Raw genomic sequence first — 21464 nt, forward strand, 5'->3', positions numbered from 1 at the left:
GGAGCTAAGCGAATGAACACCCCCAGCGAGAAGGTCGTCGAGGCGCTGCGCGCCGCGCTGAAGGAGAGCGAGCGGCTGCGTTCGCAGAACCGCCGTCTGGTCTCCGCCGCGACCGAACCCGTCGCCATCGTCGGCATGGCCTGCCGCTACCCCGGAGACGTCCTCTGCCCGGAAGACCTGTGGGAGCTGGTGGCCTCCGGCTCCGACGGCATCACCGGACTGCCCACCGACCGGGGCTGGGACGTCGAGGCCCTCTACGGCAGCGGAGTCGACGAACGCGGCACCAGCCTCAGCCTGCGCGGCGGATTCCTGCGCGGAGCCGCCGAGTTCGACCCCGGCCTCTTCGGCATCTCGCCGCGCGAGGCGCTGACCATGGACCCGCAGCAGCGGCTGCTGCTGGAGTCGTCGTGGGAGGCCGTGGAACGCGCCGGCATCGACGCGTCCGCGCTGCGCGGCTCGCGCACCGGCGTGTTCGTCGGCACCAACGGGCAGGACTACGCCCACCTGCTGATCCGTTCCGTCTCCGACGCCACCGGCGACATCGGCACCGGCATCGCCGCCAGTGCCGAATCAGGCCGCGTCGCCTACGAGTTGGGCCTCGAAGGTCCGTCCGTCACCGTCGACACGGCCTGCTCGTCGTCGCTGGTGGCGATGCACCTGGCGGCGCAGGCGCTGCGTAGCGGCGAGTGCTCGCTGGCGCTCGCCGGCGGCGTCAACGTCATGGCCACCCCCGGTTCGCTGGTGGAGTTCAGCAGGCAGGGCGGGCTGGCACGCGACGGCCGCTGCAAGGCGTTCGCCGACGCCGCCGACGGCACCGGCTGGTCCGAGGGCGTCGGCATGCTGCTGCTGGAGAAGCTGTCCGACGCCCGCCGCAACGGGCACCGGGTGCTGGCCGTGGTGCGGGGCAGCGCCGTCAACTCCGACGGCGCGTCGAACGGCTTCACCGCGCCCAACGGCCGCGCTCAGCAGCGCGTCATCCGGCAGGCGCTGGAACGTGCGGGCCTCGACGCGTCCGAGATCGACGCCGTGGAGGCGCACGGCACCGGCACCCCGCTCGGCGACCCCATCGAGGCGCGGGCGCTGCTGGAGACCTACGGGCAGGACCGCGAACAGCCCCTCTACCTGGGGTCGGTGAAGTCCAACATCGGCCACACGCAGGCCGCCGCGGGCGTCGCCGGTGTCATCAAGATGGTCATGGCGATGCGCCACGGCGTGCTGCCCCGCACCCTGCACGTCGACGCGCCCAGCTCCCACGTCGACTGGTCCTCAGGCGCCCTGGAGCTGCTCACCGAGGAGACCGGCTGGCCCGCCGCCGCACACCCGCGCCGCGCCGCCGTCTCCTCCTTCGGCGTCAGCGGCACCAACGCCCACGTCATCGTCGAACAGGCCCCCCAGCCGGAAGAGCCGGAAGAGCCGGAGCCGGACGAGGCGGCGCCCGGTACCGCGACCGGCGACGCACAGCACGGCGAGGCGTCCATACCCGGCTCCGTGACCAGGTCCGCGCAGGCTCCCTCGGTCCTGCCGTGGGTGCTGTCCGCCAGGAGCGAGGCGGCACTGCGCGACCAGGCCGCAGCCCTGGCCGACTGGCTGGCCGGACACCCCGGGCAGCGGCCGGCCGACGTGGCGCTGTCGCTGGCCAACGGGCGTACCCGCTTCGAGCACCGGCTCGCGCTCGTCGCCCCGGCGGACACGGCACCGCGCGCCACCCTCACCGACTGGCTCTCCGGCGGCACAGCGCCGGGCGCGTACACCGGCAGCTTCGAATCGCGGGTGCGCACGGCGTTCGTCTTCTCCGGGCAGGGGGGTCAACGCCTGGGTATGGGGCGGGAGTTGTATGGGCGTTTCCCGGTGTTCGCCGAGGCGCTGGATGAGGTGCTGGGGCTTCTTGACCCGGGTGTGCGTGAGGTGATGTGGGGCGGCGACGAGGCTCGCCTGGCTCGTACGGGGTGGGCTCAGCCTGCTCTGTTCGCGCTTGAGGTGGCGTTGTTCCGGCTGGTGGAGTCGTGGGGTGTGCGTGCGGACTTCGTTGCGGGGCATTCGATCGGTGAGGTCGTGGCGGCCCATGTGGCGGGTGTGTTCTCCGTTGAGGACGCGTGTGCGCTGGTCTCCGCTCGTGCGCGGCTGATGGAGGCCCTGCCGGACGGCGGCGCGATGACAGCCGTCCAGGCCACCGAGGAGGAGGTGGCGCCGCTGCTGAACGGGGCGGTGTCCCTCGCCGCCGTCAACGGCCCCGAGTCGGTGGTCGTCTCCGGCAGCGAAGAGGAAGTCGAGGAGATCCGCCGCCACTTCGACGGCCGCGGGCGCCGCACCACCCGGCTGCGCGTCTCCCACGCCTTCCACTCGCCGCTGATGGAGCCGATGCTCGCGGACTTCCGAGCCGCCGTCGAAGGACTCTCGTACCGCGAACCGACCCTCGAAGTGGTCTGCGACCTCACCGGAGGCACCGCGGACGGCGGCGAGTTGAGCACACCCGAGTACTGGGTGCGCCACGTCCGCGACACCGTCCGCTTCGCCGGCGTACTGGCGACCCTGGAGCGCCAGGGAGCGGGCGCCGTCCTCGAACTCGGCCCCGACGCCGCCCTGTCGGCCATGGCCGCGGCCACGCTGCCCGGAGCGGCGGCCGTACCGGCGCTCCACAAGGACCGCAGCGAGGAGACGACGCTGCTGACCGCCCTGGCGCGGCTCCACGCGGGCGGCGTCCCCGTCGACTGGGCACCCGCCTTCGAGGGGACCGGCGCACGCAGCACCGACGTGCCCACCTACGCCTTCCAGCACCAGCGCTTCTGGCCGTCGGGCACCGTCGGCGCCGCCCCCGTACCCGACGGCGGCGACGGGCACCCGCTGCTGGCGTCCACCACGCCCGTCGCCGGCTCCGCCGAACTCATCCTCACCGGCAGGCTGTCCCTCGCCACCCACCCGTGGCTCGGGGACCTGCGAGGCGGCGGCACCGCGCGCTTCCCCGACGCCGGGTTCGTGGAACTGGTGCTGCGCGCCGCCGACGGCATCGGCTGCGAACGCATCGAAGAACTCACCGTCGCCGAACCGCTGTCGCTGCCGGAGTCCGGCACCGTCGAGACCCAGGTACGCGTGGGCGAACCCGCCGCCGACGCCACCCGGGACGTGCGCGTCTACTCCCGCCGCGCCGGAGCGCCCGGCGCCGAGTGGACCCTCCACGCCGCCGGCCGCCTCGGAGCCGCTGCCGACGCGCCGGCAGAGCCCGCGGACGGGGACTTCGAGACGGACGTGTGGCCGCCCCGCGGCGCAACCGTCGTCGAACTCGACTCCCTCGACGACGACTTCGGCGGCCGCCTCGTGCGCGGGCCGGTCTTCCGCGGCGTACGGGCGGCATGGTCCCGCGGCCGTGAACTCTTCGCCGAAGTGGCCCTGCCCGAAGACGTCGAGGACGGCGCCGCGTTCGGCGTCCACCCTGCGCTGCTGGACTCGGCCCTCCACGCCGCGCGGCTCCTCCCCGGCGGAGGAACACCGGTCAACCGTCCGTTTACACCACAAGCGTGGGGAGAAGTGCGCCTGGACGCCGCCGGCGCCTCCGTGCTGCGCGTGCGCCTGCAAGCGGGGGAGGAGTCCGTCCGTCTCGACGCCGCGGACGTCGAGGGCACCCCCGTGCTCAGCGCCCGCACCGTCACGCTGCGGCCCCTCCAGGCCCCCGCCCAGGAGGAGACCGCCGGCGGATCGGACTCCCTCTTCCGCATCCGCTGGACCGGCCACACGGAAGGTCAGGCCGTCAGCCCTGAACTGCCTGCCCACGCTGAGGAGTTGACGCTGATCGGCGAGGACGTCCTCAGCCTCGGCCTGCCTGCCGCGGACCCCGACGGACCCCCGCCGGGCGTCGCCGTGGCGCCCGTCGCGCCCCGCACCGCCCAGAGGGCGGCGGGTGCCGCCGCGTCCGCGCACGTCCTCACCGGCCGCGCCCTCGAACAGCTCCAGGAGTGGCTCACCGACCCTCGCTACGCTCGCTCCCGGCTGCTGGTCGTCACCCGCGGCGCCGTCGCCGACGACGGCGAGAACGTCACCGACCCGGCCGCTGCCGCTGTGTGGGGACTGGTGCGCTCCGCCCAGTCGGAGAACCCGGGACGCTTCCTCCTCGCCGACATCGACGGCACCCCCGAGTCCGCCGCCGCCCTCACGCGCCTGCCCGCGCTGCTGGACGAGGGGGAGACCCAGGCCGTCGTACGCGAGGGGCACATACGCCTCGCCCGCCTCGGCCCTGCACCGGCACCCGGTGCGGACGGCGAGAACGGTACGCACGCCGTGCCGTGGAGCGAAGCCGGCACTGTCCTGGTGACCGGCGGCACCGGCGGACTCGGCGCGCTCGTCGCCCGCCACCTGGCGTCCCGGCACGGCGTACGGGACCTGCTGCTGGTCTCCCGCCGCGGCCCCCGAGCCGAAGGAGCCGCCGAACTGCTCGACGGACTGCGCTCGTTGGGCGCCCGCCCGGAGATCGCCGCCTGCGACGTCGCCGACCGGGACGCCGTCGCTGCCCTCCTCGCGGGGCACGACGTAGGCGCCGTGGTGCATGCGGCGGGTGTGCTGGATGACGGTGTGGTGGGTTCGCTGACGGGGGAGCGTGTGGCGGGTGTGCTGCGTCCGAAGGTGGACGGTGCGTGGAACCTCCACGAACTCACCCGTGACTGCGGCCTGTCGGCCTTTGTGGTGTTCTCGTCGGTGTCCGGTGTGGTGGGTGCCGCGGGTCAGGGTGGCTATGCGGCGGCCAACGCGTTCCTGGACGCGCTGGCGTCGTACCGGCGCGGGGCGGGGCTGCCCGCGGTGTCCCTGGCATGGGGCGCGTGGTCACCGGAAGCCTCCGGCATGACCCGCACCCTCGACGAGACCGGACTGCGCCGCGTCACGGCCGCGGGCGCCCCGCTGCTCACCGCCGAGCAGGGCCTCTCGCTCTTCGACGCCGCCACCGCCCGCACCGCCGAACCCGTCCTTGTGCCGCTCGCGCCGGGCGCCGGAACACCCGGCGCCGCCGCCCCCGAGGACGTCCCGGCGATCCTGCGCGATCTGGTGAGCACCGGACGCCGCCGCGCCGCGAGCGGTCGCGGAGCCACCCCCGCCAAGGCCGCCGCCCGGCTCGCCGAACTGCCCGAGAGTGAACGGCAGCGCCACCTCCTCGACGTCGTACGAGCCGGAGCCGCCCGCGTCCTCGGCCACGACTCGCCCGAACCGGTCGGCACAGAGCGGGAGTTCCGCAGCCTCGGCTTCGACTCGCTGACCGCGATCGAACTGCGCAACCAGCTGGAGAGGGCCACCGGGCTCAGCCTCCCCGCCACGCTGGTCTTCGACTACCCCACGCCGCGGGCCCTGGCCGCCCACCTCCTCACCGAACTCCTCGGCACCGGTGACGACACCTCCGCCCCCGCGGCGCACACGCAGAGGACGGAGGAACCGCTGGCCATCGTGGGGATGAGCTGCCGCTTCCCCGGCGGCGTCACCTCCCCCGAGGACCTGTGGCGCCTCCTCGACGACGGCGGCGACGCCATCTCGCCCTTCCCCACCGACCGCGGCTGGGAGGAGAGCGCCCTCGCAGGCGACGGCACCGCCGAAGGCGGATTCCTGCGCGGCGCCGCCCAGTTCGACCCCGGCTTCTTCGGCATATCGCCCCGCGAAGCCCTCGCGATGGACCCACAGCAGCGGCACCTGCTGGAGGTCTCATGGGAGGCCGTCGAACGCGCCGGCCTCAACGCCGACCGGCTCCGCGGCTCCCGCACCGGCGTCTTCATCGGCACCAACGGGCAGGACTACACGCACCTGGTGCTGCGCTCCGGCGGCGACATCGAGGGCCACGCCAGCACCGGCCTCGCCGCGGCCGTCATCTCCGGCCGCCTCTCCTACACCTTCGGCTTCGAGGGGCCCGCACTCACCGTCGACACCGCCTGCTCCTCGTCGCTGGTCGCCCTGCACCTGGCGGGGCAGGCGCTCAACCGGGGGGAGTGCTCCCTCGCCCTGGTCGGCGGCGTCACCGTGATGTCCACGCCGATGAACTTCGCCGGCTTCAACGCACAGGGCGGCCTGTCGCCCGACGGACGCTGCCGCGCCTTCTCCGACGACGCCGACGGCACCGGCTGGTCCGAAGGCGTGGGCGTACTCGTCGTCGAACGCCTCTCCGACGCACGCCGCAACAACCGCCGCATCCTGGGCGTCGTCCGCGGCTCCGCCGTCAACCAGGACGGCGCCTCCAACGGGCTCACCGCCCCCAACGGCCCCTCCCAGCAGCGCGTCATCCGGCAGGCCCTCGCCGACGCCGGCCTGGAACCGTCCGACGTCGACGCCGTCGAGGCCCACGGCACCGGCACCACCCTCGGCGACCCCATCGAGGCGCAGGCGCTGCTCGCCACCTACGGCAAGGACCGCGACGCAGGAAGGCCGCTGCTCGTCGGTACCGTGAAGTCGAACCTCGGCCACACCCAGGCGGCCGCCGGAGTCGCGGGTGTCATCAAGACCGTCCTCGCCCTCGCGCACCCCGAACTCCCCAAGACCCTCCACGTGACCGCGCCCTCCTCGCACGTGGACTGGTCCCCGGGCACCGTCGAACTGCTCGCCGACCCCGCCCCCTGGCCCGAGACGGGACGGCCCCGCCGCGCAGGCGTCTCCTCCTTCGGCCTCAGCGGAACCAACGCCCACGTCATCATCGAGCAGCCGCCCGAGCCCGGCCCACGGCCCGAAGCGGAGGAGGCCCCCGCGCTGCGGCCCTCCGTGGTGCCCTGGCCCGTATCCGCCAAGTCGGCCGAAGCGCTCGACGAGCAGGTGGCACGGCTGCGCACCCTCGCCGGCGACGGCCCCCCGCCCGTAGACGTCGGCCACTCCCTCGTCGCCACCCGCGTCGTCTTCGACCACCGTGCCGTGCTGCTCGCAGGCGACGACGGCGTCACCGAGGCCTCCCGCGCAGTGGCGTCCGAACGGTCCCTCGCCGTGCTCTTCTCCGGCCAGGGTGCCCAACGCCCCGGCATGGGAAGGGAGTTGTACGAACGCTTCCCGGTCTACGCACACGCGCTCGACGAAGCGCTGCGCCACCTCGACCCGGCGGTGCGGGACGTGATGTGGGGCGAGGACGCCGGCGCCCTCGACGACACCGCCATCGCACAGCCCGCCCTCTTCGCGACCGGCGTCGCCCAGTACCGGCTGGCCGAATCCTTCGGCGTGCGGCCCCAGTTCGTCGGCGGCCACTCCGTCGGCGAGATCACCGCCCTGCACGTGGCGGGCGGCCTGTCCCTCGAAGACGCGTGCACGCTCGTCTCGGCACGGGCACGGCTGATGAGCGCCCTCCCGCCCGGCGGCGCCATGGCCGCGGTCCAGGCCGGCGAGGCGGAGGTCGCATCCCTGCTGGAGGGCCTGGAGAGCGAGGCGGCGATCGCCGCCGTCAACGCACCCACGTCCGTGGTCGTCTCCGGTACGGAGACCGCCGTCGAGCAGGTCTGCGCCCGTATGCGGTCCGAAGGGCGAAGGACCACCCGGCTCCAGGTCTCCCATGCCTTCCACTCGCCGCTGATGGACCCCGTGCTGGAGGAATTCCGCGCCGTCGTCGGCGAGTTGACCTTCCGTCCCGTCTCGCTGCCGCTCGTCTCCAACCTCACCGGGGACCTCGCGGGAGAAGAGGTGCTCACCCCCGGCTACTGGGTACGGCACGTGCGCGGCACCGTGCGCTTCGCCGACGGCGTCGCGGCACTCCACGAACAGGGCGCCGGCGCCGTACTCGAACTCGGCCCGGACAGCGTGCTGTGCGCAGCGGCGCAGGAGTCGCTGCCCGGACACACCCCTGTCGTACCGGCGTCGCGCCGGGACCGCGGCGAGGAGAGCGCATGGCTCGCCGCCCTGGGGCGGCTGCACACCATCGGCGTGAGCGTCGACTGGACACCGGCGTTCGACGGCACCGGCGCCCGCGTCACGGACCTTCCCACCTACCCCTTCCAGCACCAGCGGTACTGGCCCGCGACGCGCACGTCCCACGCGCCGCAGCAGGACCCCGTCGACGCCGCCTTCTGGCAGGCCGTCGAACGCGAAGACCTCGAATCCCTCGCCGCCACACTGGAGCTGGACGACGAGACGGTCTCCACCGTCGCACCGGTGCTCTCCGCCTGGCGCGGCCGCCGCCGCACGCAGGCATCCGTCGACTCCCTGCTCTACCGCGAGAGTTGGGAACCCCTGCCGGGCACCGGCGCAAGCCCGGCGCCGGGACGGTGGCTCGTCGTGATGCCCGTCGGACTCGCCGACGACGAATGGGTCTCCGAAGTGGTCTCCGCCCTCGGCCCTGACGTCGAGCAGATCGAGGTCATGGGCGACCGCGACCGCATGAGCGGCCAGCTGGAGAGCTTCTCCGGCTCCGGGTTCACCGGCGTGCTGTCCCTGCTGGGCCTCGTCGAGGCCCCCGACCCGCTGGCCGCGCCCGCACCCGCTGGACTCGTCTGGACCCTCGCCCTCGTGCAGGCCCTCGGAGACGCCGGAGTCGACGCACCCCTGTGGGCCGTGACCAGAGGAGCCGTCTCCACGGGACGCACCGACCGGGTCGAGAGCCCCTGGCAGGCCGGAGTGTGGGGCCTGGGCCGGGTCGCCGCCCTCGAACACCCCCAACGGTGGGGAGGCCTGGTCGACCTGCCCGAGGCGCTGGACCACCGCGTCACCAAGCGCCTGACGTCCGCCTTGAACTCCGGCTCCGGAGAGGACCAGATCGCCGTCCGCGCCACCGGCCTCTTCGGGCGGCGTGTGACGCCCGCACCGCGCGGCGGCACCGCCTCCGGCGAGCGCCCGCTGACGGGGACCGTCCTGATCACCGGAGGCACCGGAGCCCTCGGCGCCCACGTCGCCCGCGACCTGGCACGCAACGGAGCAGAGAGGCTGCTTCTGCTCAGCAGGCGCGGCCCCGACGCACCGGGCGCCGCGCAACTCCGCGAAGAACTCGCCGAGTTCGGCACCGAAGTGGCCATTCAGGCATGCGACGTCTCCGACCGCGACAGCCTCACCGCCGTCCTCACCGCGGTCCCCGAGAACCAGCCCGTGACCGGCGTCGTGCACACAGCGGGCGTTCTCGACGACGGTGTCCTCGACGGCCTCTCGCCGGAGCAGTTCACCGAGGTCTTCCAGAGCAAGGTCACCTCGGCCATGCTCCTCGACGAGCTGACCCGCAAGAAGGACGTCTCCGCCTTCGTGCTGTTCTCCTCCGTGGCCGGTTCCGTCGGCAACCCGGGGCAGGCCAACTACGCGGCTGCCAACGCGGTACTGGACGCCGTGGCCCACACCCGCCGCGCGCAGGGCCTGTCCGCGACGTCCATCGCCTGGGGCGCCTGGTCCGGCGACGGTATGGCCGGCGGCTCCCGCGCAGAGGACGCCATGCGGCGCAGCGGCGCCTCCGCGCTCGACCCGGAGCTCGCCGTCTCCGCCCTGTGGCAGCTCGCCGCCGACGCACCCGCGACCGCCGTCGCCGCCGACCTGCGCCAGCCCGCGCTGCTCAACGCCCTGCTCAGCCTGCGCCCGGCGCCGCTGCTGTCGGCGCTGCCCGAAGCCCGCCGCGTCATCGACGAGGTGGAGACCGCCCGCAAGGAGGCCGAGTCCGCAGCCTCCGACTTCCACCGGACGCTGCGCTCCCTCCCCGAGGACGCCCGCTTCACCCCCGTACTGGACCTCGTACGGACCCAGGCCGCCGCGGTGCTCGGCCACACCGGCAAGGAAGCCGTCAGCCCCGACAAGGCGTTCCGTGACCTCGGCTTCGACTCCCTCACCGCGATGGAGCTGCGCAACCAGCTCGCCGCCGTGACCGGCCTCGCCCTCACCGCCGGTCTCGTCTTCGACTACCCGACCTCGACGTCGCTCGCCGAGCACCTGCTGGAACGGCTCATCGGCGAGACGACCGGCGCCGCGTCCGAGGACTCGGCCGCCGCACCGGCATGGACCGAGAACGACGCCGTCGCCGTCGTCGCCACCGCCTGCCGCTTCCCCGGCGGCATCGCCTCCCCGGAGGACCTGTGGCGAATGCTGGCCGAAGAGCGCGACGCCATAGGGGAGTTCCCCACCGACCGCGGCTGGGACACCGGCGGTCTCGACAGCGCCACGGTGCGCGGCGGCTTCCTCGAGAACGTCGCCGACTTCGACGCCGGGTTCTTCGGCATCTCGCCGCGTGAGGCGGTGGCGATGGACCCGCAGCAGCGGCTGCTGCTGGAGACGAGCTGGGAGGCGATCGAGCGGGCGGGCATCGACCCGGTCGCGCTGCGCGGCTCGCGCACCGGCGCCTTCGTCGGCACCAACGGGCAGGACTACCAGCACGTCGTCATGGCGGCCCGCGACGACCTCGAAGGACACGCGGGCACGGGCCTGGCGGCGAGCGTCATCTCCGGCCGCCTGTCCTACACCCTCGGCCTCGAAGGGCCGGCGGCCACCGTCGACACCGCCTGCTCGTCGGCGCTCGTGGCCCTCCACTGGGCGGCGCAGGCGCTCCGCGAGGGCGAATGCTCTCTCGCGCTGGCCGGAGGCGTCACCGTAATGTCCACCCCGACCAGCTTCTCCGGATTCTCCCGGCAGGGCGGCCTCGCGGCGGACGGGCGGTGCAAGGCGTTCGCGGACGGCGCGGACGGCACGGCGTGGTCCGAGGGCGTGGGCGTGCTGGTGCTGGAGCGGTTGTCGGACGCGCGGCGCAAGGGTCACAACGTGCTTGCGGTGGTGCGTGGTTCGGCGGTCAATCAGGACGGCGCGTCGAACGGCCTGACGGCGCCGAACGGCCCCTCACAGCAGCGGGTTATCCGGCAGGCGTTGGCGAGTGCGGGTCTGTCGGCCGCTGATGTGGATGCTGTCGAGGCGCACGGTACGGGGACGACGCTGGGTGATCCGATCGAGGCGCAGGCGCTGTTGGCGACGTACGGGCAGGAGCGTGACGCCGAACGGCCCCTGTTGTTGGGGTCGGTGAAGTCGAATCTGGGTCATACGCAGGCTGCTGCGGGTGTCGCGGGTGTGATCAAGATGGTGGAGGCGCTGCGGCACGGCGAACTGCCCCGCACCCTTCACGTGGACGAGCCGTCCTCGCACGTCGACTGGGATGCGGGTGCGGTCGAGCTGCTCACGGAACGCACCGCCTGGCCGGAGTCGGGCCGTGCCCGCCGTGCGGCTGTGTCGTCGTTCGGGATCAGCGGCACCAACGCCCACGTCATCCTGGAACAGCCCGCGGAGGACCACGAGGCCGCCGGTTCCGAGGGCTTCGAAGCCCCCGGCCCGCTTGCGGCCACGGCGCCGGACGTGGTGCCGGTGCTGGCGTCGGCGAAGTCGGAGGGGGCCCTCGCCGGGCAGATCGAGCGGCTGCGGGAGTGCGCAGCGGCGGGGTCTGCCCTGGACGTCGGCTTCTCGTCGGTGGTGACCCGCTCGGTCTTCGAGCACCGTGCGGTGCTCCTGGCCTCTGACGAGGGCGTCGTGGAGGCAGCCCGGGGCGTGGCGCCGTCCGATCCGGGTGGTCTGGCGGTGGTCTTCTCCGGCCAGGGCAGTCAACGCCTGGGCATGGGCCGGGAGTTGTATGCCCGTTTCCCCGTCTTCGCCGAAGCCTTCGATGCCGTACTGGCGTATCTGGACCCGCAGTTGCGGGACGTGATGTGGGGCGACGACGAGGAGCTGCTCAGCCGTACGGGGTGGGCGCAGCCCGCGCTGTTCGCGCTCGAGGTGGCGCTGTTCCGCCTCGCGGCCTCGTGGGGCGTCCAGCCCGGCTACCTCGCGGGCCACTCCATCGGGGAGATCGCCGCGGCCCACGTGGCCGGAGTGTTCTCCTTGGAGGACGCCTGCCGGCTTGTCTCCGCCCGGGCGCGGTTGATGGAGGCGCTGCCCGAGGGCGGCGTGATGGTCGCGCTGCGGGCCTCGGAGGAGGAGGTCTCGCCGCTGCTGACCGGCGACGTCTCCCTCGCGGCGGTCAACGGGCCGTCGTCAGTGGTGATTTCGGGCGAGCGCACGGCCGTCGCCCGCGTGGCGGAGCAGTTCGGGAAGGCGACATGGCTGAGCGTCTCGCACGCGTTCCACTCGCCGCTGATGGACCCGATGCTGGAGGACTTCCGCGCGGCGATCGCGGACCTGACCTTCGAAGAGCCCCGCATACCCGTGGTCTCGAACCTCACCGGACACCTCGCCGCGACCGGCGAGCTGTGTTCACCCGAGTACTGGGTCCGTCATGTGCGCGAGTCCGTCCGCTTCGCCGACGGCATGCGCACCCTCGAAGCCGAAGGCGCCGACGTCTGCCTGGAGTTGGGCCCTGACGGCGTGCTCGCCGCCATGGCCGCCGAGACCATCGGCGGCACCGTCTCCGCCCTCGCCGCCCAGCGCAATGACCGCCCGGAGGAGACCGCCCTCGCACAGGCACTGGCCGGACTGCACGTCACCGGTCACCGCGTGCAGTGGCGTGGCTGGTTCGACAGGACCGGCGCCCGCCGTACCGCCCTGCCCACCTACGCCTTCGACCACGAACGGTACTGGCCCGCCGTGCGCGGCAAGGGCCGAAGCGGCGACGTGCCGGGACTGGGCCTCTCACCCGCCGAACACCCCCTGCTGGGCGCCGCGTTGAAGGTCGCCGGTTCCCAGGAGGCCATGCTCACCGGACGGCTGTCCCTCTCGACACACCCCTGGCTGGGGGACCACGTCGTCGGCGGCACCGTGCTCTTCCCCGGCACCGGCTTCCTCGAACTCGCCGTACGCGCGGGCGACTTCACCGGAGGCGGCCGGGTGGAGAACCTCACCCTGGTCGCGCCACTCGTGCTCGGCGAACGCGAAGCCGTCGACATCCAGGTCAGGGCGGGCGCCCCCGACGAGGAGGGCCGCCGCCCCGTCGCCATCCACTCACGGGCGGCGAACTCACCCGAAGGGGAGTGGACCCCGCACGTCGAAGGCACCCTCGGACCGGACGAACCCCGGACCGGCGAGGCCGCGGAACACTGGCCCCCCGAAGGCGCCGACCAGATCGACCTCGACGGCTTCTACGACCGCCTCGCCGAGGACGGCGGCCTCGCCTACGGCCCGGTCTTCCGCGGACTGCGCGGCGCCTGGCGCCGGGGAGAGGACGTCTTCGTCGAGGCCGCACTGCCCGAAGAGGCCGAAGACGCCGCCGAGTTCGGCCTGCACCCAGCGCTGCTCGACTCCGCCCTCCACGCCATCGGACTCCTCGAAGACGCGGGGCAGGGACTGCCCTTCGAGTGGAGCGGCGTCTCACTCCACGCCGCCGGAGCGTCCGTACTGCGCGCCCGGCTGCGCCGGACCGGCTCCGGAAACGTCAGCGTCACCGGCACCGACGTGGAGGGACGCCCGGTCGTCTCGGTGAAGTCGCTGGCCGTGCGCGAACCTTCAACCGCACAGGCGGCACCCGCCGCCGCAACGGCGGACGACTCGCTCTTCCGCGTCTCCTGGACGCCCGTGCAGACCGGGGGAGACGCCGACGGCACGCCGCCGGCCCGGCTCCCCGCGGACGCCGCCACCCTGCTCCCCGGCGACGGCACCGAACCACCCGCGGTCGTGGTCGTACCGGCCGGCAGCGACGAGGACGGGCCGGAAGCCGTGCACGCCGAGACCCGCCGGGCGCTGCTCCTCCTCCAGGAAGCCCTCGAAGAGCCCCGACTCGCCCGCACACGCGTGGTGTTCGCCACCCGGGGCGCCGTCGCCACCGACGGCGAACCCGTGACCGACCTGGCCGCCGCTGCCGTCTGGGGCCTCGTACGCAGCGCACAGGCCGAGAACCCGGGACGCTTCCTGCTGGTCGACCTCGACGCCGGCGCGGACGTCACACCCGAGCTGCTCACCACTGACGAGCAGCAACTGGCCGTACGCGACGGCGACTTGTACGCGGCCCGCCTCACCCGTCTCGACAGCGGCCGGTCCCTCGTGCCGCCGTCGGGCGTCCCCTGGAGGCTGAGCACCACGGGGAACGACAGCCTCGACGACTTGACGCTCACCCCCTGCCCCGAGGTCCTCGAACCCCTCACCGGCAGGCAGGTCCGTGTCGCCGTGCGCGCCGCAGGACTCAACTTCCGCGACGTGCTGAACGCGCTGGGCATGTACCCGGGCGAGGCCGGGCTGCTGGGCGCGGAAGCCGCCGGCGTCGTCACCGCAACAGGCCCCGAAGTGCGGGAACTTCGCCCGGGAGACCGCGTCACCGGCATGCTCTTCGGCGGCATGGGACCCGTGGGCGTCGTCGATGAGCGCTATCTCGTACGCATGCCCGGCGACTGGACCTTCGAGGAGGCGGCGTCCATGCCGCTGGTCTTCCTCACCGCCCACTACGCCCTTCAGGACCTCGCCGCGGTGCGCCCCGGCGAGAAGGTCCTCATCCACGCCGCGAGCGGCGGCGTCGGCATGGCCGCCGTCCAGCTCGCCCGCCACCTCGGCGCGGAGGTCTTCGCCACTGCCGGCGACGGCAAACGGCAGGCCGTGCGGGACCTCGGAGTGCCCGACGACCACATCGCCTCCTCCCGCACCACCGACTTCGAAGACGCCTTCCGCCGCGTCGCGGGCCAAGACGGCATCGACGTCGTACTCAACGCTCTCGCAGGCGAGTTCGTCGACGCCTCCCTGCGCCTGCTCCGCCCCGGCGGACGCTTCCTGGAGATGGGCAAGACCGACCTGCGCGACCCCGGTCGACTGCCGCACGTGCACTACCGCGCGTTCGACCTCGGCACCGTCGACCCCGGCCACATCCAGCGGATGCTCGGCGCCGTCCTCGCCCTCTTCGACGAGGGCGCGCTGCGCCCCCTCCCCGTGACCTCCTGGGACGTGCGCCGCGCCCGCGAGGCCTTCCAGTACATGAGCCGCGCCCGGCACGTCGGGAAGATCGTCCTCACCACGCCTCCGCCGCTCGGCGAGGACGGCACCGTCCTGGTGACCGGCGGCACCGGCGGACTCGGCGCGCTCGTCGCCCGCCACCTCGTGACGTCGTGCGGGGCGCGGCGGCTGCTGCTGACGTCCCGCGCCGGGGCCGCCGCCCCCGGCGCCGCCGAACTGCGTGACGAGCTGCACACGTTGGGCGCCGACGACGTCACCGTCGAGGCCTGCGACGTCGCCGACCGCGAAGCCCTCGCAGAAGTTCTCGCGGGCATCCCCGGCGAACATCCGCTGTCCGCCGTGGTGCATGCGGCGGGTGTGCTGGATGACGGTGTGGTGGGTTCGCTGACGGGGGAGCGTGTGGCGGGTGTGCTGCGTCCGAAGGTGGACGGTGCGTGGAACCTCCACGAACTCACCCGCGACTGCGGTCTGTCGGCCTTTGTGGTGTTCTCGTCGGTGTCCGGTGTGGTGGGTGCCGCGGGTCAGGGTGGCTATGCGGCGGCCAACGCGTTCCTGGACGCGCTGGCGTCGTACCGGCGCGGGGCGGGGCTGCCCGCGGTGTCCCTGGCATGGGGCGCGTGGTCACCGGAAGCCTCCGGCATGACCCGCACCCTCGACCAGGCCGCCCTGGAACGCCTCGAACGCTCCAACATGCCGCCGCTGTCCGTCGAAGACGGGCTCGCCCTCTTCGACGCCGCCACCGGCGTGGACGAACCCCTCGTGGTGCCCGCGCGCATCCGCACCGGCACCATGACCGGCTCCGCCACCGGTTTCGTACCGCCCATCCTCCGGTCCCTGCTGCGCTCCGGGCGCCGCACCGCCTCCTCCGGCGCACGGTCCGGCACTCTGGTGGACCTGCGGGGGATGCGCCCGGCGGAACGCGACAAGCACCTCATGCAGCTGGTACGCGCCGAGGCCGCCAAGGTGCTCGGACACGCCGGTTTCGAATCCGTCGACGCCGAACGGGAGTTCCGCGCCCTCGGCTTCGACTCGCTCACCGCCGTCGAGCTGCGCAACCGGCTCGGCGCCGCCACCGGCCTCACGCTGCCCGCGACGCTCGTCTTCGACTACCCGACACCGCGGCTTCTCGCCGGGCACCTGATCGAGGAACTCTCCGGCGAGAGCGACACGTACGACGGCGACACCCGCAACAGCGAGGCGCTGCCCGCCCGGCGCGACGCGGACGACGCCGTGGCCGTCGTCGGCATGAGCTGCCGCTTCCCCGGCGGCATCGCCTCCCCGGAGGACCTGTGGCGGCTGCTGGCCGAAGAGCGAGACGCCATAGGGGAGTTCCCCACCGACCGCGGCTGGGACCTGGAGAGCCTGCTCGGCGACGGGCCGGGCAACAGCATCACCGCGGAGGGCGGCTTCCTGGAGGGCGTCGCCGACTTCGACGCCGGGTTCTTCGGCATCTCGCCGCGTGAGGCGGTGGCGATGGACCCGCAGCAGCGGCTGCTGCTGGAGACGAGCTGGGAGGCGATCGAGCGGGCGGGCATCGATCCGGTCGCGCTGCGCGGCTCGCGCACGGGCGCCTTCGTCGGTGCCAGCGGCCAGGACTACGGGCACCTCGTGCTCGCCTCCCAGCAGAGCATGGAGGGCTACTCCGGTACGGGCACGTCCGCGAGCGTCATCTCCGGCCGCCTGTCCTACACCCTCGGCCTCGAAGGCCCCGCCATGACGGTCGACTCCGCGTGCTCCTCGGCACTGGTCTCCCTCCATCTGGCGGCGCAGGCGCTCCGCGAGGGCGAATGCTCCCTCGCGCTGGCCGGAGGCGTCCAACTCATGGCCACACCAGGCGCGTTCATGGAATTCACCCAGCAGGGCGGCCTCGCGGCGGACGGGCGGTGCAAGGCGTTCGCGGACGGCGCGGACGGCACGGCGTGGTCCGAGGGCGTGGGCGTGCTGGTGCTGGAGCGCCTGTCGGACGCGGAACGCAACGGCCACAACGTGCTTGCGGTGGTGCGTGGTTCGGCGGTCAACCAGGACGGCGCGTCGAACGGCCTGACGGCGCCGAATGGTCCCTCGCAGCAGCGGGTGATCCGGCAGGCGTTGGCGAGTGCGGGTCTGTCGGCCGCGGACGTGGATGCGGTCGAGGCGCACGGTACGGGGACGACGCTGGGTGATCCGATCGAGGCGCAGGCGCTGTTGGCGACGTATGGGCAGGAGCGGGACGCCGAACGGCCCCTGTTGCTGGGGTCGGTGAAGTCGAATCTGGGTCATACGCAGGCTGCTGCGGGTGTCGCTGGTGTGATCAAGATGGTGGAGGCGATGCGGCACGGCGAACTGCCGCGCACCCTTCACGTGGACGAGCCGTCCTCGCACGTCGACTGGGATGCGGGCGCGGTCGAGCTGCTCACGGAACGCACCGCCTGGCCGGAGTCGGGCCGTGCCCGCCGTGCGGGTGTGTCGTCGTTCGGGATCAGCGGCACCAACGCCCACGTCATCCTGGAACAGCCCGCCGAGGTGGCGGCACCCGTCGCCGGCCAGGTGGAGCAGCCGTCCGCTGTGGTGTCGCCGGGTGTGGTGCCGTGGCCGGTGTCGGCGAAGTCGGCGGAGGCGTTGGCTGGGCAGATCGAGCGGCTGCGTTCGCTGCCGGAGGAGTCCCGTCCGGTGGATGTCGGGCTGTCGCTGGTCACCACGCGTTCGGTGTTTGAGCACCGTGCGGTGTTGCTGGCCTCGGGGGACGGGCTGACGGAGGCGGCTCGGGGTGTGGCCTCTGCCGATCCGGGTCTGCTGGCGGTGGTGTTCTCTGGTCAGGGCAGTCAACGCCTGGGCATGGGCCGGGAGTTGTATGCCCGTTTCCCGGTCTTCGCCGAAGCCTTCGATGCCGTACTGGCGTATCTGGACCCGCAGTTGCGGGACGTGATGTGGGGCGAGGACGAGGAGCGGCTGAACCGTACGGGGTGGGCGCAGCCTGCGTTGTTCGCGGTTGAAGTGGCGCTGTTCCGTCTGGTGGCGTCGTGGGGTGTCGAGCCGGACTATCTGGCCGGTCACTCGATCGGTGAGATCGCCGCAGCCCATGTGGCTGGTGTGCTGTCCCTGGAGGATGCCTGCGCACTGGTTTCCGCCCGTGCTCGGTTGATGGAGGCGCTGCCCGAGGGCGGCGCGATGGTCGCGGTCGAGGCGTCCGAGGACGAGGTCACGCCTCTCCTCATGGACGGGGTCTCGCTGGCGGCGGTCAACGGGCCGTCGTCGGTGGTGGTGTCGGGTGAGCGGGAGGCAGTCGAACGGCTTGTTGACCGGTTGGCGGAAGGGGGCCGGAAGACTAGGCGTTTGCTGGTCAGCCATGCCTTTCACTCGTCGTTGATGGATCCGATGCTGGAGGAGTTCCGGGAGGCCGTGGCGGGCCTGTCGTTCGGCGAGCCCTCGATTCCGGTGGTCTCGAACGTCACAGGGCGCCTCGCCGGGAGCGGCGAGCTGTGTTCGCCCGAGTACTGGGTCCGTCATGTGCGGGAGACGGTCCGCTTCGCCGACGGTGTGCGGGCGCTGAAGTCCGAAGGGGCGCGGGCCTTCCTGGAGTTGGGCCCGGACGGCGTGCTGTCTGCCATGGCCGCGGCCACCGCACCGGACGCCACGACGGTTCCTCTTCTGCGTAAGGACCGCGACGAAGAGGCCGCCGTGCTGGGGGCGTTGGGGCGTCTGCATGTCGACGGCGTGCCGGTCGAGTGGCAGCGGCTCTTCGACGGTACCGGAGCTAAGCGGGTCGACCTGCCCACCTACCCCTTCCAGCACGAGCGCTACTGGCCCTCCGCGTCCCCGGCCCGGGGCGACGCGGGCTCGCTCGGTCTCGTACCGTCCGAACACCCGCTCCTGGGCGCCGCGATGCCCGTCGCCGGTTCGGATGCCGTCGTACTGACCGGACGGCTTTCGGCCGCAACCCTTCCGTGGATCGTGGACCACACCGTGCACGGCGCTGCGACCCTGCCCGCCTCCGGGTTCGCTGAACTCGCCGTCCGCGCCGCCGACCAGGCCGGATGCGACCGTATCGCCGAACTCTCCGTGACCACGCCGCTGGTGCTCGGCTCCCACGAAGGCACCACCGTCCAGGTGTGGGTCAGCGCCCCCGACGACGACGGCCGCCGCGCCGTCACCTTCCACTCACGCCCGGCCGCGGACGAGGACGCTCCGTGGACCCGCAACGCCACATGCGTCGTGACGTCCTCGGCGGGCGACATCCAGGCGCCCCCGGCCCTGCGGTGGCCGCCGGAGGGAGCGGAACCGGTCTCCCTCGACGGCTGGTACGACGAGAGCGGCCAGACCCGCGTCTCCCACGGCCCCCTCTTCCGGGGACTGCGCGCGGTGTGGCGCCTCGGCGACGAGGTGTACGCCGAAGCCGAACTGCCCGCGCCCGCCCCCGAAGCACGCGCCTACGGGCTCCATCCGGCGCTGCTCGACGCCGCCCTGCAAGCGTGCGACGCCTTCGGGGAGGACCGCACGGGCGCCGTGCCCGTGGCGTTCGACGGGCTGACGCTGCACGCCTCCGGCGCGTCCGCGCTGCGCGTCCGCCTCACCCGCAGCGGGCCGGACACCCTGTCGCTGGCGGCCTTCGGCCAGGACGGGCAGCCGGTGCTCACAGCCGACTCCGTCGAAACGGCCGCACCTCAGACGGACCACGCCACGGCGCCGTCCTCCGCGGCCCGGCTGGGATCGCTGCTGCGGCTGGAGTGGCCGGAGGCACCCGGCGACGCCGTTCCGGCCGCAGTTCCCGGCAGCCGCTGGGCCGTTGCAGGGCCGGACGAGTTCGGCCTGGCGGCGGCGCTGACCGCCGAAGGACACGGCGTCGCCGAAGCGGCACCGTCTCTGTCCGGGACGGTCGACGCGGACGGCGCGGTTCCCGACGTCGTCGCGGTCCCCGTGCCCGCGGAGAGCACAGCCGACGTCGCCGGCGCGGCGCACCGGGCGGCCGCACGGGCACTGGGTCTGGTCCGCGAGTGGCTGGCGGACGACAGGTTCGCCCGCTCCCGACTGCTGTTCGTCACGCGCGGCGCCGTCACCACCGGCGCCGAAGGCCCCCGGGCGTCCGGCAGCGGACAGGCCGCAGGGCAGGAAGCGGCCGTGGCCGACGTCGCGCCGCAGACCGCGGCCGTATGGGGGCTGGTGCGTTCCGCCCAGGCGGAGAGCCCCGGCAGTCTGCTCCTCGTCGACCTCGACGGCACCGCCGAGTCCGCAGCCGCCCTGCCGCGCCTCCCGGCGCTGCTCGACGCCGGCGAAACCCAGGTCGCGGTGCGCGAGGGCACCGTACGCGTCGCACGGCTCGACCGGGTGCCCGCCGAAGAGCCCTCTGCGGACGCGGCGGCCGGGTGGGACCCCGACGGCACGGTGCTGATCACCGGCGGCACCGGGGGACTCGGGGCCGAACTGGCCCGGCACCTCGTCGCCGGACGCGGCGTGCGGCATCTGCTGCTCGCCTCACGTCGCGGCCCGGACGCACCCGAAGCGCTCGCCCTGCGGGCCGAGTTGACGGCGCACGGCGCCGACGTCACCGTCACCGCCTGCGACACCGCCGACCGCGGCGCCGTCGACGCGCTCGTCGCGGGCGTGCCGTCCCGGCATCCGCTGACGGCGGTCGTACACGCCGCGGGCGTACTCGACGACGGCGTCGTCTCCTCGCTCACCGGGGAACGCCTCGACGCGGTGCTCCGCCCGAAGGCCGACGGCGCCTGGAACCTGCACGAGGCCACCCGCGGCCTTCCGCTCGCGGCGTTCGTGACGTACTCGTCCGTCGCGGGCGTCATGGGCGCCGCGGGCCAGGCCAACTACGCCGCCGCCAACGCGTTCCTGGACGCCCTCGCCCAGCACCGCACCGCCAACGGCCTGCCCGGCCAGTCCCTCGCCTGGGGCCCCTGGGCGCAGGAGAGGGGCGGCGCCCGTGCGGGGGGACTGACCGGTTCGCTGTCCGAGCAGGACATGCGCCGCATGGGCCGGTCCGGCATGCCGCCGTTGAGCACCGAGGACGGTCTGGCGCTCTTCGACGCGGCCACCGCGCACGGCGGTCCGCTCCTGGTGCCGGTACGTCTCGACACCCGGCGCACCCGCACCGGCCCCACACCAGGTCAAGTCCCGGCGCTGCTGCGCAAGTTGATGCCCCAGGGACGCAGGACGGCGGGTGAACGGACCGACGGCGCGGACCTCACCCAGCGCCTCGCCGCCATGCGCGAAGCCGAACGCGCCGGCTTCCTGACGGAGTTGGTGCGCCACCACGCCGCGGGAGTGCTCGGGCATGCCTCGCCCGAATCCATCGAACCGGAAAGGGAGTTCCGGCAGATGGGCTTCGACTCGCTGACGGCGGTGGAGCTGCGCAACAGCCTCGGCGGCGCCACGGGCGCACAACTGCCGGCCACCCTGGTCTTCGACCACCCCACGCCCGCCGCGGTGGCCGCGCTCCTCGCGGACGAACTCCTCGGCGACGAGGGGGAGTCCGGCGGCGCGCTCGCCGAACTCGACCGGCTGGAGGCCGCACTGGCCGAAGGCGACCCCGAGGAACTGGCCGCGGCGGGAGTGGCCGCCCGGCTGCGCAACCTCCTTGCCCGCTACGGCGGCACGGCCCCCGGCGACGGCGCCGGGACCGAGGTGACCGAGCGCATCCAGTCCGCAAGCACGAGCGAGGTGCTGGCGTTCATCGACAACGAGCTCGGACGGCGCACCGACGCAGACCCCGACCGCTGATGAGGAAGGTTCAC

The 21464-nt window shown here is 73.5% G+C and carries 1 protein-coding gene; it reads left to right on the forward strand.

The window, feature by feature from the left end:
- Positions 1-12 precede the first annotated feature (12 nt).
- Complete coding sequence (locus QQM67_RS27365) at positions 13-21450, forward strand: type I polyketide synthase (RefSeq protein ID WP_314177547.1); 21438 nt, start codon at positions 13-15, stop codon at positions 21448-21450.
- Positions 21451-21464 lie beyond the last annotated feature (14 nt).

Origin of the sequence: Streptomyces winkii, assembly GCF_032248595.1 — a bacterium.
GTDB classification, from domain to species: Bacteria; Actinomycetota; Actinomycetes; order Streptomycetales; family Streptomycetaceae; genus Streptomyces; species Streptomyces winkii.